This is a genomic window from Streptomyces sp. NPDC053048, from assembly GCF_044547045.1.
Taxonomy (GTDB): domain Bacteria; phylum Actinomycetota; class Actinomycetes; order Streptomycetales; family Streptomycetaceae; genus Streptomyces.
Genome location: NZ_JBITZS010000008.1, coordinates 195266 through 207547 on the forward strand (window position 1 = coordinate 195266; position 12282 = coordinate 207547).

14 protein-coding genes and 8 tRNA genes are annotated in these 12282 nt (G+C 73.4%); 11 read left to right on the top strand and 11 right to left on the bottom strand.

The features are described 5' to 3' along the window. Positions 1-49: 49 nt before the first annotated feature. Together ACIG36_RS22500 and ACIG36_RS22505 are read right to left on the bottom strand one after the other, a co-directional pair. Positions 50-1243 carry a hypothetical protein gene (locus tag ACIG36_RS22500; RefSeq protein WP_399930557.1) on the bottom strand — a complete coding sequence of 398 codons (1194 nt, stop codon included), beginning with the start codon at positions 1241-1243 and terminating at the stop codon, positions 50-52. Next, positions 1243-1872 carry a DUF4365 domain-containing protein gene (locus tag ACIG36_RS22505; protein ID WP_399930560.1) on the bottom strand — a complete coding sequence of 210 codons (630 nt, stop codon included), beginning with the start codon at positions 1870-1872 and terminating at the stop codon, positions 1243-1245. The genes ACIG36_RS22500 and ACIG36_RS22505 overlap by 1 nt, the downstream gene beginning before the upstream one ends. A 165-nt stretch (positions 1873-2037) precedes the next feature. On the opposite strand from ACIG36_RS22505, the gene ACIG36_RS22510 reads away from it, so the two are divergent. Further along, positions 2038-2763 carry a 3'-5' exonuclease gene (locus ACIG36_RS22510; protein ID WP_399930563.1) on the top strand — a complete coding sequence of 242 codons (726 nt, stop codon included), beginning with the start codon at positions 2038-2040 and terminating at the stop codon, positions 2761-2763. 71 nt (positions 2764-2834) lie between these two features. Here the strand turns inward: ACIG36_RS22510 and ACIG36_RS22515 are convergent. The 3 genes from ACIG36_RS22515 to ACIG36_RS22525 all read right to left on the bottom strand — a co-directional run bounded on the left by ACIG36_RS22515 (position 2835) and on the right by ACIG36_RS22525 (position 3657). Further along, positions 2835-2906 (bottom strand) — tRNA-Val (locus ACIG36_RS22515). A gap of 173 nt (positions 2907-3079) precedes the next feature. Continuing rightward, positions 3080-3151, bottom strand: a tRNA-Val gene (locus ACIG36_RS22520). A gap of 74 nt (positions 3152-3225) precedes the next feature. After that, positions 3226-3657 carry a TIGR02611 family protein gene (locus ACIG36_RS22525; RefSeq protein WP_399930566.1) on the bottom strand — a complete coding sequence of 144 codons (432 nt, stop codon included), beginning with the start codon at positions 3655-3657 and terminating at the stop codon, positions 3226-3228. Positions 3658-3848: 191 nt separating this feature from the next. Here ACIG36_RS22525 and ACIG36_RS22530 point away from each other — a divergent pair, with 191 nt between their 5' ends. After that, positions 3849-4262: an SsgA family sporulation/cell division regulator gene (locus ACIG36_RS22530; RefSeq protein WP_003959770.1), complete on the top strand. Its 414-nt coding sequence runs from the start codon at positions 3849-3851 to the stop codon at positions 4260-4262. A 216-nt stretch (positions 4263-4478) separates the two neighbouring features. Next, positions 4479-5012, top strand: coding sequence for a CGNR zinc finger domain-containing protein (locus tag ACIG36_RS22535; protein WP_399930568.1), 534 nt, complete (start codon positions 4479-4481; stop codon positions 5010-5012). 20 nt (positions 5013-5032) lie between these two features. Here the strand turns inward: ACIG36_RS22535 and ACIG36_RS22540 are convergent, their stop codons facing one another. Together ACIG36_RS22540 and ACIG36_RS22545 are read right to left on the bottom strand one after the other, a co-directional pair. Beyond that, the gene (locus ACIG36_RS22540; RefSeq protein ID WP_399930571.1) at positions 5033-5176 is read right to left on the bottom strand and encodes a hypothetical protein; all 144 of its coding nucleotides are present in this window, start codon (positions 5174-5176) and stop codon (positions 5033-5035) included. A gap of 89 nt (positions 5177-5265) precedes the next feature. Beyond that, positions 5266-5712, bottom strand: coding sequence for a hypothetical protein (locus ACIG36_RS22545; protein ID WP_399930573.1), 447 nt, complete (start codon positions 5710-5712; stop codon positions 5266-5268). Positions 5713-5879: 167 nt separating this feature from the next. Here ACIG36_RS22545 and ACIG36_RS22550 point away from each other — a divergent pair, with 167 nt between their 5' ends. Further along, complete coding sequence (locus ACIG36_RS22550; protein ID WP_399930575.1) at positions 5880-6395, top strand: DsbA family protein; 516 nt, start codon at positions 5880-5882, stop codon at positions 6393-6395. A gap of 21 nt (positions 6396-6416) precedes the next feature. Here the strand turns inward: ACIG36_RS22550 and ACIG36_RS22555 are convergent, their stop codons facing one another. From ACIG36_RS22555 to ACIG36_RS22565, 3 genes are read right to left on the bottom strand one after another with little or no spacing between them, the layout of a single operon-like run. Beyond that, positions 6417-7238 (bottom strand): GNAT family N-acetyltransferase, encoded by an 822-nt coding sequence (locus ACIG36_RS22555; RefSeq protein WP_399930577.1) that lies wholly within the window; start codon positions 7236-7238, stop codon positions 6417-6419. 40 nt (positions 7239-7278) lie between these two features. After that, the gene (locus ACIG36_RS22560) at positions 7279-8100 is read right to left on the bottom strand and encodes an aminotransferase class IV (protein ID WP_399930580.1); all 822 of its coding nucleotides are present in this window, start codon (positions 8098-8100) and stop codon (positions 7279-7281) included. Beyond that, on the bottom strand, positions 8097-9149 hold the full coding sequence (locus tag ACIG36_RS22565; protein ID WP_399931211.1) for a chorismate-binding protein: 1053 nt from the start codon (positions 9147-9149) through the stop codon (positions 8097-8099). Before ACIG36_RS22565 ends, ACIG36_RS22560 begins: the two co-directional genes overlap by 4 nt. Positions 9150-9317: 168 nt before the next feature. Between ACIG36_RS22565 and ACIG36_RS22570 the strand changes: the two genes are divergently transcribed. The 6 genes from ACIG36_RS22570 to ACIG36_RS22595 all read left to right on the top strand — a co-directional run bounded on the left by ACIG36_RS22570 (position 9318) and on the right by ACIG36_RS22595 (position 9873). Beyond that, positions 9318-9390, top strand: a tRNA-Gly gene (locus ACIG36_RS22570). A 34-nt stretch (positions 9391-9424) separates the two neighbouring features. Further along, positions 9425-9498: transfer RNA gene (locus ACIG36_RS22575), tRNA-Cys, on the top strand. Position 9499: 1 nt separating this feature from the next. Continuing rightward, positions 9500-9574 (top strand) — tRNA-Val (locus ACIG36_RS22580). A 21-nt stretch (positions 9575-9595) separates the two neighbouring features. Further along, a tRNA-Val gene (locus ACIG36_RS22585) sits at positions 9596-9667 on the top strand. A 38-nt stretch (positions 9668-9705) separates the two neighbouring features. Next, positions 9706-9780, top strand: a tRNA-Val gene (locus ACIG36_RS22590). 21 nt (positions 9781-9801) lie between these two features. Continuing rightward, positions 9802-9873 (top strand) — tRNA-Val (locus tag ACIG36_RS22595). Between the two features lie 232 nt (positions 9874-10105). On the opposite strand, the gene ACIG36_RS22600 is transcribed toward ACIG36_RS22595, so the two are convergent. Continuing rightward, complete coding sequence (locus ACIG36_RS22600; protein ID WP_399930582.1) at positions 10106-10324, bottom strand: hypothetical protein; 219 nt, start codon at positions 10322-10324, stop codon at positions 10106-10108. A 682-nt stretch (positions 10325-11006) separates the two neighbouring features. Here ACIG36_RS22600 and ACIG36_RS22605 point away from each other — a divergent pair. Next, positions 11007-12266, top strand: a complete 1260-nt coding sequence (locus ACIG36_RS22605; RefSeq protein ID WP_399930585.1) for a serine/threonine-protein kinase — start codon at positions 11007-11009, stop codon at positions 12264-12266. The last annotated feature ends 16 nt before the right edge of the window (positions 12267-12282 follow it).

The window sequence follows — 12282 nt, forward strand, 5'->3', positions numbered from 1 at the left end:
TGAATCGTACCGAGCCCGGCGCCTTGGTCGCTAAACGGTTTCCCGGTGGTCAGACGGTGTCCTCCCCGTCGTCCTCCCCGCCATGCTTCTCGCCGAGGAGATCGAGGTTCTCGTGGAGGGTCTTGAGCAGCCGGTCGCGCTCGGCCTCGTCAACTGCGACGGGTGCGAGGTCCCGGGCGCCGGCCAGCCTGCGGAAGCCGCTGCGGCTCTCCAGCCGCCCGCTCACCCTGACGGGCAGCCCCGCCAGGTGGGCGTGGCCGGCGGTGCGGTAGTCGTCCTCGTCGAGGACGGCCCGCACCTGGGTGACGTCCGCGCCCTCGAGCACGCGCAGCCGTACGGTGCCCGGCCCGCCCGGGGCCTCGCGGCGCAGCCGCAGCACGGTGCCGGTCAGCCGTACGGGCTGGGCGGGCTCGTCCCGCACGTAGCGGGCTCCGGCCTCGCGCAGAGCGGGGAGGTCGCCGGGGGAGAACTCCACGGGGCCGGGCCGGGCGGCGAAACCTTCCGGCGGTCCGGCGGCGGGGGCCCACTCGACGGTGATCCGGATGCCCTGTGTCCCTGTGGTCAGGGTGACGAGGGCGTCGGTGAGCTCCTTGCAGACGCCCGCCGCCACGGCGGCGTCGAAGGCGTCCGTCCTGCCGGTGGCCCGCCGGTAGTCGGTGGCGTCCCGGGCCGTCTGCAGGGCGCGCAGCAGGCCGGCGGCGAGCCGGGGGGCTTCCGCCGGGCCGCCGGGCGGGGTGACGGGCACGAAGACGGTCAGTTCGCGGCCGCCGGGGGCGCGCCCGGCGAGCAGGGGTTCCAGGGCGGTTCCGGCGCGGCGGCGGTGGCGGGCGCCGTGGTGTCCGGCGGGGGCGGTGGTGGCGAGGGCCGCGGCGATCAGCATGGCGCGTGCTCCGGTGCGCAGCCTCTCCTGGGCGGTCCAGGCGGCGGGGGCGGTGGTTCCGGGGATCTCGCGGTGCCAGCGGATCTCGTCGCTGGGGGTGCGCAGGGCGGTGAGGACGTCGCGCGCGGAGGGTGCGGGGCAGTGTTCGAGGGCGGTGAGGGCCTCGGTGAGCAGTTCGCCGCTGTCGGGGAAGGCGCGGCCGGTCGGTACGAGGAGGCTGGTGCCGGCGCCGGGGCCCTCGGGGGGTGTCCAGCGGCTGTAGCGCCCGGGTTCTCCGCCGCGTCGCCGCCAGCCGTGGCGGGCGAGCAGGGCGCCGAGGACGGCGGGGTCGGGCTGGTGGGGGTCGTCGGTCGGCCGGTGCATCAAGGTCTCCCTCCCGCCCCGACCCGGGTCATGATCTCGCAGAGCGCGCGGTCGTCGAAGACGCGTGAGGTCGGGATCCGCACGGTGGTCCTGCGCCGGCCGGTGACGGGGTGGCCGGCGAGGTTGGTCCAGTAGCAGCAGTGCCGCAGTGCGAGGTGGTCGTGGCCGGCGCGCAGCCAGTCGTCCCGGTCGCGGGGGACGATCATCACGACGAGGATCTTGTGGACCGAGACGGGGGTGCGGGCCAGCTTGGCCAGGTGATCGTTGTCGAGGGTGAAGCCGAAGGTCCGGGCCGGCGGGTGGGAGCCGGCGGTACCGGAGGGGCGGGGGCCGGGTCCGGTCGCCGGGTGGTGGGGGCCGAGCTGGTAGGTGCTCTTGAGCTGGACCTTGATGGTGACCTCGTCGTCGGCGCGGTGGCCGGGGGCGCTGTGGCTGACGTGCCAGTCGATGCCGTTGTCGGGGAAGGGCTGGGCGAGGGAGCAGCCGGCGGCGGCCGCGACGGCGTGCAGGTAGGCGATCTGGAGCGTCTCCATGCACGCGGTGACGGCGAGGGTGCCGCGTGAGGGTGCGAGCTGCCCGAGGGGCCGGCCGCCGAGGGGCGTGGCCGGGTCGGGCTGAGCGAGCGCCATGTCCGAAAAACCTTCCGGGCTCGCCGGTGCGTTGGCCGTACATCTGTGTTGTCTCCACGTGAACTGCCCGGCAAACAGCGGCGGTTCGGGCATCGGTGTGGCCGGGTATCACCTGGCGGGGAGGGCAATCCCGCCATCTGCCGGACGAGCGCGAGGAGTTGTGTCATGCCGTGCTGGCTCGAGGGGCCGCTGGCCGCCTTCGACACCGAGACGACCGGGGTGGACGTGGAGCACGACCGGATCGTGTCGGCTGCCTTTGTGACGCAGTCACAGGCGGGGGCCGCTCCCGTGGCCACCCGCTGGCTGGTGAATCCGGGAGTGCCCGTGCCCGCCGAGGCGACCGCGATACATGGCCTGAGCGAGGAGCATCTGCAGCGCCACGGGCGGTGGCCGGCGCCGGTGATGGAGGAGGTGGCGCGGGCGCTGGCCGGGCACGCGGCGCGGGGTGTGCCGCTGGTGGTGATGAACGCGCCGTTCGATCTGACGTTGCTGGACCGGGAGTTGCGGCGGCACCGGGCGTCGTCGCTGGCCGACTATCTGGGCGGTGCGCCGCTGTGCGTGCTGGACCCGTGGGTGCTGGACAAGCATCTGGACCGCTACCGCAAGGGCCGCCGGACGCTGTCGGATCTGTGCGCCGAGTACGGGGTGGAGCTGGCGGGGGCGCATGACGCGGCCGCCGACGCGGCGGCGGCGCTGGAGGTCGTACGGGCGGTGGGGCGGCGCTTCGCCTCGCGGCTGGAGCGGCTGAGCCCGGCGGAGCTGCACACGCGGCAGGCGGTGTGGCACGCGGCGCAGGCGCGGGGGCTGCAGGCGTGGTTCGCGCGCAACGGCTCGGAGGAGCAGTGCGATCCGGCGTGGCCGTTGCGGCCGGAGATGCCGGCCGCGGCGTGAGGCGGCGGGTGGCCGGGGTGGGCAACGCGAAAGGCCGGTCCGTCGGTTGACGGACCGGCCTTCACCGGGCGTGGGCGATACTGGGATCGAACCAGTGACCTCTTCGGTGTGAACGAAGCGCTCTCCCGCTGAGCTAATCGCCCGGCTTTTCCTCTGGGGTTTCCCCCGGGAACGCACTGAACAATACAGGTCGCGGCGGCCCCGCATCAAATCCCCTCCGGCCCGCCCCCTCGGCGGGCATCCGGAGGCCCGCCGGGCATGCCAAAAGGACCGGGGGTCCGCGTGGTGTGAACCTCGCGGACCCCCGGTCCGTGTGTGGGCGATACTGGGATCGAACCAGTGACCTCTTCGGTGTGAACGAAGCGCTCTCCCGCTGAGCTAATCGCCCCGGGCGCACCGCAAACATTACCGCATGTCAGACGGCGCCTCGAACCACCCGTGCCTGGTCAGGGGCGGTGGGGGTCAGCCGCCGACCTTCCAGGGCATCTGGAGGCCGTACTTCGCGACGTAGATCCCCACGAGCACGGCGACGATCACGAGGCCGATGACGGTGAGGGTGATGTTGCGGCGGCGGACCTTGGGGTCGAGGGCGCGCTGGGCGGCCTCGGTGACCTTGCGCTTGGTCCAGCGCAGGACGAGCTGGGCCCAGACGAACTCGGTGGCCCAGATCGCCATGCCGCCGAAGATCACCAGCCAGCCGGGGCCGGGCAGGGGCAGCATGATGATGCCGGCGACGACGACGGCGAGGCCGACGACGAAGACGCCGACCTGCCAGCTGATGTGCAGGGGCCGGGATCTCTTGATGAAGTGCGGGGCCCGGGAGCCGAGGGGCTTGACCGGCTCGCCGTCACTGTCCGCATGAGCGGATCTCCGCTCGTCACTCTCCGCGTTCATGGAGCACAACGTACCCGACGGCCGGGACCTCACCCGTTCAGCGGTATGAGCGGCGCGAACGCTGGGCCGTACGAGGTATCCGAAGAGTCTCAAAACGGGCAGAGGGGTTTACAACGGCACCGTAGGTGGCATGTCGATTTCGCCGACGTGCGAATCCCCGAGCGCACACTGAGCGAAAGGCCTTGGCGCTTATGAACACCACGGTCAGCTGCGAGCTGCACCTGCGCCTCGTTGTGTCGAGCGAATCCTCACTGCCCGTACCCGCGGGCCTGCGGTACGACACGGCCGATCCGTATGCCGTGCACGCCACCTTCCACACCGGAGCCGAAGAGACGGTCGAGTGGGTCTTCGCCAGGGACCTGCTCGCGGAGGGCCTGCACCGGCCCACCGGGACGGGCGACGTCCGCGTCTGGCCGTCCCGCAGCCACGGCCAGGGCGTCGTCTGCATCGCGCTGAGCTCGCCCGAGGGCGAGGCTCTACTGGAGGCCCCGGCGCGAGCCCTGGAGTCCTTCCTCAAGCGGACGGACGCCGCCGTTCCGCCAGGCACCGAGCACCGTCACTTCGATCTGGACACCGAGCTCTCACACATCCTGGCCGAGAGCTGATGCCCGGCCGGAGCTGATCCGGGCGCGCCGGCCCACTCGGGGAGGCCGCGCGCCCCTCACGCGAACATCGCGCATACCGGCAGCACGGCACGGCGCCGTCGTCCGCGGATCCACCGCGGACGACGGCGCCGTCGCGTCGCGAAGCCGCTAGAGTCTGCTCCCCGCGGTCGAACAATTGCCGCCCTCCGTCCGTCCGGCCAGGGAGCGAACTGTTCCGTGCTGATCAACCACGACACCCGCCGCACGCTCGACGCCGTCGTCGACCTGCTGAACATGGAGCTCGAGGACCTCGCGGCGCTGCGGGCCTTCGTCGAGCGCCATGAGATCAGTGGCATCGAGGTGCTGCGGGAGCGTGATCTGGCCGCCGTGCGGTCCATACGGGACCGCTTCGGCCAGGCGTTCGACACCGAGGACGGGCAGGCCGTCGCGGCGCTGCTGAACGCCCTGGTCGCCGAGGCGGGCACCACGCCCCGGCTGACCGATCACGACGGTTACGACTGGCACGTCCACTACTTCGCCCCCGGGGCCTCCCTCGCCGAGCACCTCGCGGCGGACGGAGGGATGGCGCTGGCGTTCCTGCTGGTGGAGGGCGAGCGCGAGCGGCTGCGCCGGTGCGCGGCACCGGACTGCGGACGGGCCTTCGTCGATCTCTCCCGCAACCGCTCGCGGCGCTACTGCGACGGTCGCACCTGCGGGAACCGGCTGCACGTGGCCGCGTACCGGGCGCGTCGCCGGGGGGCCGCGGACTGACGGCCGCCGCGCCGGCGGGGTCACCAGCGGTACAGGTCGTGCACGGCGGTCAGCAGGACCAGCGTGCCGACGAAGGCGAGGAAGAACATCAGGGGCGGCTGAGAGAGCGCGAACAGGCAGCCGCGCGGCTCATCGGTGATCTGGGCCGGTGGTTCGTCGTTCATCTCCGACAGATCATGGCGCAGCGGGGGGCCGGTCCGCGGCCCAACGCGGCAACTCCCGGCGGGAGTTCGTCAGGTCCGACCGGTTCCCGTCAGATCCCGTGCTTCTTGAGGATCGCCTCGATGTCCGAGAAGTCCTCCGCGTCGCGGGCCGGGGCCTTCGTCCCGCCGGTCGCCGTGCGGTCCCCCGCGCGGCCGGAGCCCAGCGAGGGGGCGGAGGCCGTGGGGGCCACGGCGCCGGCCCGCCCGGCGGCCGCGGCCCGGCGGTCCTCGCGGGTGCCGCCGCGGCGCCGCTCCACGGCGCGGCTGATCATGAACAGCAGGGCGGAGAGCGCGAGCACGCCGAAGCCCGCCCAGACGCTGGGCTTGAGGACGACGTCCCGCACCCAGTCGACGATCCCCGTCAGCACCAGGCCGATGGGGACGAGGGACCAGGCCGCGATCCGGGTCGCGGCGAGGAAGCGCTTGCGGTACGCCGTCAGCAGGGCGATGCCCAGCCCGGCCGCGGACACCGCGGCGCATACGGTCGAGGTCAGCATCCGGTCCTCCTGCCGGTGACGGTCTCCTGTGTCCATCGTGCACCGGCCGCGGCCGGACGTGCCACGACCGGCGCCGGGTATCGGGGGGATCTCCGGGTCGGCGGCGGGTGCGCCTCCTCCCCGGGGAGGGGAGCACCCGTGTCCGGCCGGGCTGGAAGACTGGCCCCATGAGCGATACCGACACCACCAGCGCCTCGCACGCCGTTCTCGACGTCTGGTGCGACCTGCAGTGCCCCGACTGTCACCAGGCCCTCGAGGACCTGCGGGCGCTGCGCGCCCGCTACGGCGACCGGCTGGAGATCCGGCTGCGGCACTTCCCGCTGGCGAAGAACAAGCACGCCTACGCCGCCGCGCAGGCCGCCGAGGAGGCGGCGGACCAGGGGCGGGCGTGGCCGTACGCCGAGGCCCTGCTGGCCCGGACCGCCGACCTGGGCGCCCGCGGCGAGAAGCTGCTCGTCGAGGTGGCGGGCGACCTGGGCCTGGACGCCGAGGAGGTGGACACCGCGCTGATCGACGGGCGGCACATGCTGGCCGTCGACGCCGACCAGGCCGAGGGCAAGGCGATCGGGGTGAGCGGCACGCCCACGTACGTCATCGGCGGTGAGCGGCTGGACGGGGGCAAGAGCCAGGAGGGTCTGCGGGAGCGGATCGAGGAGATCGCCGACCGGCTGCTGGCGGAATAGGGCCGCCGCCGGAAGGGGGCGTCACAGCAGCGTCTTGTAGAGGTGGAACGCGGTCGGCCGGTAGCCGAGCGATGCGTACAGCCGCAGGGCCGCCGTGTTCCCCGCGAAGACGTTGAGGCCGAGCGTGGCCGCCCCGGCCGCCAGGGCCTCCCGCTCGGCCAGGAGCATCAGGGTGCGGCCGTGTCCCCGGCCCCGGTGGGCTCCGGCGACCTCGACGTCGTAGACGTACGGGGCGCCGTCGCGCCGCCCCAGCCACAGGGTGCCCACGTCCTCGCCGTGGTGGGCCAGTACCCGCAGGACGGCACCGGGGCTCGCCGCGCCCCGCGGCAGCAGGTCGGCGTGGTCGCGCTCGGCCTTGGCCTGGGCCTGGGGGCGCGGCACGCCGCGGTCCGCCCACTCCCCCGCGTTGCGTTCCCGCGAGTGTGCCGACCACGGCCCGAACTCGGCCTCGCCCATGGGGCGGGGCACGCTGCCGTCGGGGAGTGCGGGGGCCCGGTCCAGCGGCTTGGACAGGGTGCGGCTGCGCTCGGTGTAGCCGAGCGCGCCGGCCAGCCCCAGCGCGGTCCCCGCGCTCGCCGGGACGCTCACCGCGACCTGGCGGCAGCCCCAGCCGCGCAGCACTTCCTCGGCGGCGAGCGCGGCCACGGTGGCGCGGCCGCGGTGCCGGTCGCGCTCGTTGATGGCCAGGTGGGTGATGCGCCCGAAGGCCGGTCCGAGCCGGGGGTCGGTGGAGATGTCGATCGTGCCGACGCGCCGGCTGTTGACGCAGACCTCGTAGGGACGGGACCGGCTGCCGTCGTCGGTGCGCTGTTCGGGTGCGGTGGGCCGCAGGGTGGTGGTCACCTTCGTGTTGTACCGGCCCGGCCCCGCCGCGTCACCCGGTTCACGGATCGAGGTCCGCGCCCGCTCGCTCGTCGAAGATCCGCATCGCCTTCGCGGTCACCGGGCCCGGCGCGCCGGGCAGTTGGCGGCCGTCGAGGGCGTGGACGGCCTGGACGTCGCGGAGGCTGGAGGTCAGGAAGATCTCCTCGGCGCGCCCGAGGACGTCGAAGGGCAGGTCGGTCTCCTTGGCGCCGGTCCATTCCAGGACCAGGGCGCGGGTGATGCCGGGCAGGCAGCCGGAGGAGACGGGCGGGGTCAGCAGCTCGCCGTCGAGGACCACGAAGACATTGGAGCCGGTGCCCTCGCACAGTGCGCCGACGGTGTTGGCGAACAGTGCCTCGGTGGCGCCCTGGCGCCGGGCCCGGTCGAGGGCGACGACGTTCTCGCCGTAGGAGGTGGACTTCAGTCCGGCGAGGGCTCCGCGCTCGTTGCGCGTCCAGGGGACGGTGACGGCGGCCGTGGTGTCGGGGCGGTGGGTGGTGGGGGTGAGGGCCACGACGAGGGTGGGGCCGGTGGTGCCGCGGTCGGAGCCGAGGGGGGAGAGCCCACCGGTGTAGGTGATCCGCAGCCGGCCCAGCGGCACGGGGTTCGCCGCGAGGACCTCCGCGCAGGCGTGGCGCACCTGGTCCAGGTCGGGCTCGGGCAGGCCCAGGCCCTGGGCGCTGCGGGTGAGCCGGGCCAGGTGGCGGGTGAGGGCGAAGGGCCGCCCGTCGGTGGTCTTGAGCGTTTCGAAGACGCCGTCGCCGACCGTCAGTCCGTGATCGAAGACGGAGACATGGGCGTCGTCCGCGTCGCGCAGTGCGCCGTCGAGCCAGATTCTCACCGTTTCGTCCCTTCGAGCGGCCGGTGTGTTCCCGACGCTATCGCGAGCAGCCGGGAGGCCTTGAGCTCCGTCTCGGCCCACTCCCGCTCGGGGTCGGACCCCCAGGTGATGCCGGCGCCGGTGCCGAAGCGCAGCACGGGGCCGCCGGTGGCCGCGCGGTCGATCCAGAAGGTGCGGATGCCCACGGCCAGCTCGCCGGTGCCGCGGTCGGCGTCCACCCAGCCGACGCCTCCGCAGTACGGGCCGCGGGGCGCGGTCTCCAGGGAGTCGATGATGTCCAGGGCGCTGGCCTTGGGGGCGCCGGTCACCGAGCCGGGCGGGAAGGTGGCGGCGAACAGCTCCGCCCAGCCGGCACCGTCGGCGATCTCCCCCCTGACGGTGGAGACGAGGTGGACCAGGCCGGGGTGCTGCTCGACGGCACACAGCTCGGGGACGGTCACGGAGCCGGTGGCGCAGACCCGCCCCAGGTCGTTGCGGACCAGGTCCACGATCATCACGTTCTCGGCGTGGTCCTTCTCCAGCAGGTCCGCGGCGGTGCGCCCGGTGCCCTTGATCGGACCGGACTCCACGGTGCGGCCGGAGCGGCGCAGGTAGAGCTCGGGGGAGGCGGTGGCCACCTCCACCCCGTGGGCGGGCAGCCGGACCGTTCCGGCGTAGGGGGCGGGGTTGCCGCGGGCGAGGAGGGCGGTCAGGGCGTCCACGTCGGCGGCGTCCGGGTCGGGCAGGGGCGCGCTCAGGACGCGGCAGAGGTTGGCCTGGTAGACCTCGCCGGCGGCTATGTGCTCGCGTATGCGCCGCACACCCGCGACGTAGGCGGCGCGGTCCAGGGAGCTGGTCCAGTCCTCGGGTGCCGGGCCCCGCCAGCGGCCCGGCACGGGGGCGGGCGCGGGGGCGGGGCGGACGTCACCGAAGCGTGCGCACGTCAGACCCCCCTCGAAGTCGGCGACCACCGCCCACCAGCCCGCGGATTCCAGGGCCGCCGGGTCGCTGGTGACATCGCGCAGGTCAGTGGCGATCAGGCCGCCGAAGCGGGCCATCGGGGAGGACATCGGGGGGAGGCTCTGCACGTCATCGAGTCTATGGCGCGGGGTCCGGCAGCGGCCGGGCGGCGGGATCAGCGCAGCACGCTGGGCAAACGGAATTTGAGCTGGCGCCGGAATCCGCTAAAGTTCAACACGTCGCCGGGACGCGGAAGCGAAACGGAGCAAACGACAAGTGCGGACATAGCTCAGTTGGTAGAGCACCACCTTGCCAAGGTGGATGTCGCGAGTTCGAGTCTCGTTGTCCGCTCGAGTGGGGGATCTTCCCGAACCCCCGCACTCCTGGTGGAGTGGCCGAGAGGCGAGGCAACGGCCTGCAAAGCCGTCTACACGGGTTCAAATCCCGTCTCCACCTCCAAGGACGATTAGCTCAGCGGGAGAGCGCTTCCCTGACACGGAAGAGGTCACTGGTTCAATCCCAGTATCGTCCACCAGGATCCTCACGGATCTTGCCCGCGCGATTAGCTCAGCGGGAGAGCGCTTCCCTGACACGGAAGAGGTCACTGGTTCAATCCCAGTATCGCGCACGCGTCACACGTCGCCATCGGCGGCGTAGCCACGTCCCGGACGATTAGCTCAGCGGGAGAGCGCTTCCCTGACACGGAAGAGGTCACTGGTTCAATCCCAGTATCGTCCACCAGGATCCCCATGGATCTTGCCCGCGCGATTAGCTCAGCGGGAGAGCGCTTCCCTGACACGGAAGAGGTCACTGGTTCAATCCCAGTATCGCGCACGTCGAACGGCCGGTGGCCGGGCCCTCGGGCTCCGGCCACCGGTCTTTTTTCGTCCCCGCGCCCCTCGCTCCGCCTGTGGGTGTGGATGCGGGAGGCCCTGCCCGCGGATACGCGACGGCCGGGCACCTCCCCAGGTACCCGGCCCGTCGTGCCGTCCGCCGCACCCCCGTCCCCACGGGGTTATGGCCGTCGTGCCCCGGTCCGGGCCGCTCTCCCGGACCCGGGGCGCGCTCAGCGCCCCAGCATTCCGGCCACGGACGACGCTTGTGTGACGACGGCGTCCCAGCCGCCGAAGGCGACGGCCAGGAAGGCCGCCAGCGGCAGCACCATGGCCGCCGCGACCAGCGGGTGCCGGGTGGGAGAAGGACGCTGACCGAACACGTCCAGGACGTCCGTGGACTGCCGGACGGTCCGCGCCCGGCCGCCGGGGCGTTCCGTGGAGTACGCCATCGTTCTTCTCCTCTCCCCTGTTGCCGCTGTTCCCGCCGATGCCGGCGGATGCGTTGCGTATATGGGGCGGCGGGCACCTGACCTCGGGGGACGAGTATGCGCACCCGCCGCTTGCCCTCAACACTAGGCGCGGGGCGACGGCCCGGCGTCATGCCCTCGTACCGCTTGACGGTTCTCCCCGAGGATGAGGCCGGGGCTCCGCGGCTACTCCCGTGGGTGTAGTCCCCTCCCCCTCCTCTCGGGGGTCCTCCCCGAGAGGGTGCGCGCGGCCGGCCGCGGGAACAGCCCTCCCCCAGGTGATCTCGATCACTTCCGGCACGTCCCCGCGGACGGTCGGCGGCGACCGTCGGCCGGCCCCGTCCACCACCGCTTCATACGTTCGAGTCCCGCCCCGGGCGTCCGGGGCCGTCCCGGACCGGCCACCCTTCAGGCCGTCAATCCCCCTTCACCAGCGGTCCCTTGAGTCCCCGGTCCGGGGCCGTGAGCGGGCCCCGGCCGTCTCGCGCGCGTGCCGTGGGCGTCCCGCCGGGCACCGGTAATCCACTTGCCGACGCATGCGCGGCCTATCAGCGCGACCGTCCGTCAATCCGTAAGCTGTGCCACGTCAGAGGCCGGGCGGCCAACGGGCCGGGCGGCCAACCGGCAGCGAGTGGGGCAGCCCCACCGGAGGTAGGGGACCAAGATGACGATGATGCGGCTCCGGCGCGAGGACCCGCGTGTCGTCGGCTCGTTCCGGCTGCACCGCAGGCTCGGTGCCGGCGGCATGGGCGTGGTCTACCTGGGCTCCGACCGGCGCGGGCAGCGGGTCGCACTGAAGGTCATTCGCCCGGACCTCGCCGAGGACCAGGAGTTCCGCTCCCGCTTCGCCCGCGAGGTCTCCGCCGCCCGGCGCATCCGCGGCGGCTGTACGGCGCGGCTGGTGGCCGCCGACCTCGAGGCGGACCGGCCCTGGTTCGCCACGCAGTACGTACCGGGGCCCTCCTTGCACGACAAGGTGAACGAGGAGGGGCCGCTGTCGGCCGCTCAGACCGCGTCCATCGGCGCGGCGTTGGCCGAGGGCCTGCTGGCCGTGCACGACGCCGGCGTCGTGCACCGCGACCTCAAGCCGTCGAACATCCTGCTCTCCCCCAAGGGCCCGCGCATCATCGACTTCGGGATCGCCTGGGCCACGGGTGCGAGCACGCTCACCCATGTGGGGACGGCGGTGGGCTCGCCGGGCTTCCTCGCCCCCGAACAGGTGCGCGGCGCCGCCGTGACGCCCGCCACGGACGTCTTCGCGCTGGGCGCCACGCTCGCCTACGCCTCCACGGCGGACTCCCCGTTCGGCCAGGGCAGTTCGGAGGTCATGCTCTACCGCGTCGTGCACGAGGAACCGCAGCTCATGGGCGTGCCCGACGCTCTGGCCCCGCTCATTCACGCCTGTCTGGCCAAGGATCCGGAGGAGCGGCCGAGCACGCTGCAGCTGTCCCTGCGGCTCAAGGAGATCGCGGCCCGCGAGGCCCACGGGCTCTCCGAGGGCCGTCCGCCGTCGCCCCGCCGCGAGCCGGACCGGCCGTCCGCGCGGCGGGCGGCGGAGTACGAGCGGCAGCGCACCGAGCGACGACCCGGCAGCGCGCCCACCCCGCGGCCCCACCCGCCGAAGGGCGCCGCGCGCACCGCCGTCGACCCGCGGGGCGCCGCCAGGGCACAGCGTGACGTCCGGGGAGGCGGCTCCCGCACCGGTGCCCGCACCCGGCCGGGGGCCGGCGCCGGTGCCCGGCGACCGGGCCCGGACCGCAAGCTGCTGCGGCAGCGGCTCATCGTCTTCGTCGTGGTGACGCTGCTGGTCGCACTCGGCATCGCGGCGGCGCAGGGGTGCCAGGGGCCTGCGCGGAGTGCCGGAGCCGTGCCGGTGGCGCCGGTGGCTTCTTCGGGCTCGGGTGGGGTGTCCTTCGGGCCGTAGATCGTTTTCCGCCTCG

Coding starts and splice junctions, on each gene's coding strand:
- ACIG36_RS22505 (WP_399930560.1), bottom strand. CDS start 1,872: ATGGCGCTCGCTCAGCCCGACCCGGCCACGCCCCTCGGCGGCCGGCCC.
- ACIG36_RS22600 (WP_399930582.1), bottom strand. CDS start 10,324: ATGGCGTACTCCACGGAACGCCCCGGCGGCCGGGCGCGGACCGTCCGG.
- ACIG36_RS22530 (WP_003959770.1), top strand. CDS start 3,849: ATGAACACCACGGTCAGCTGCGAGCTGCACCTGCGCCTCGTTGTGTCG.
- ACIG36_RS22550 (WP_399930575.1), top strand. CDS start 5,880: ATGAGCGATACCGACACCACCAGCGCCTCGCACGCCGTTCTCGACGTC.
- ACIG36_RS22605 (WP_399930585.1), top strand. CDS start 11,007: ATGACGATGATGCGGCTCCGGCGCGAGGACCCGCGTGTCGTCGGCTCG.
- ACIG36_RS22565 (WP_399931211.1), bottom strand. CDS start 9,149: ATGTCCTCCCCGATGGCCCGCTTCGGCGGCCTGATCGCCACTGACCTG.
- ACIG36_RS22525 (WP_399930566.1), bottom strand. CDS start 3,657: ATGAACGCGGAGAGTGACGAGCGGAGATCCGCTCATGCGGACAGTGAC.
- ACIG36_RS22540 (WP_399930571.1), bottom strand. CDS start 5,176: ATGAACGACGAACCACCGGCCCAGATCACCGATGAGCCGCGCGGCTGC.
- ACIG36_RS22510 (WP_399930563.1), top strand. CDS start 2,038: ATGCCGTGCTGGCTCGAGGGGCCGCTGGCCGCCTTCGACACCGAGACG.
- ACIG36_RS22500 (WP_399930557.1), bottom strand. CDS start 1,243: ATGCACCGGCCGACCGACGACCCCCACCAGCCCGACCCCGCCGTCCTC.
- ACIG36_RS22545 (WP_399930573.1), bottom strand. CDS start 5,712: ATGCTGACCTCGACCGTATGCGCCGCGGTGTCCGCGGCCGGGCTGGGC.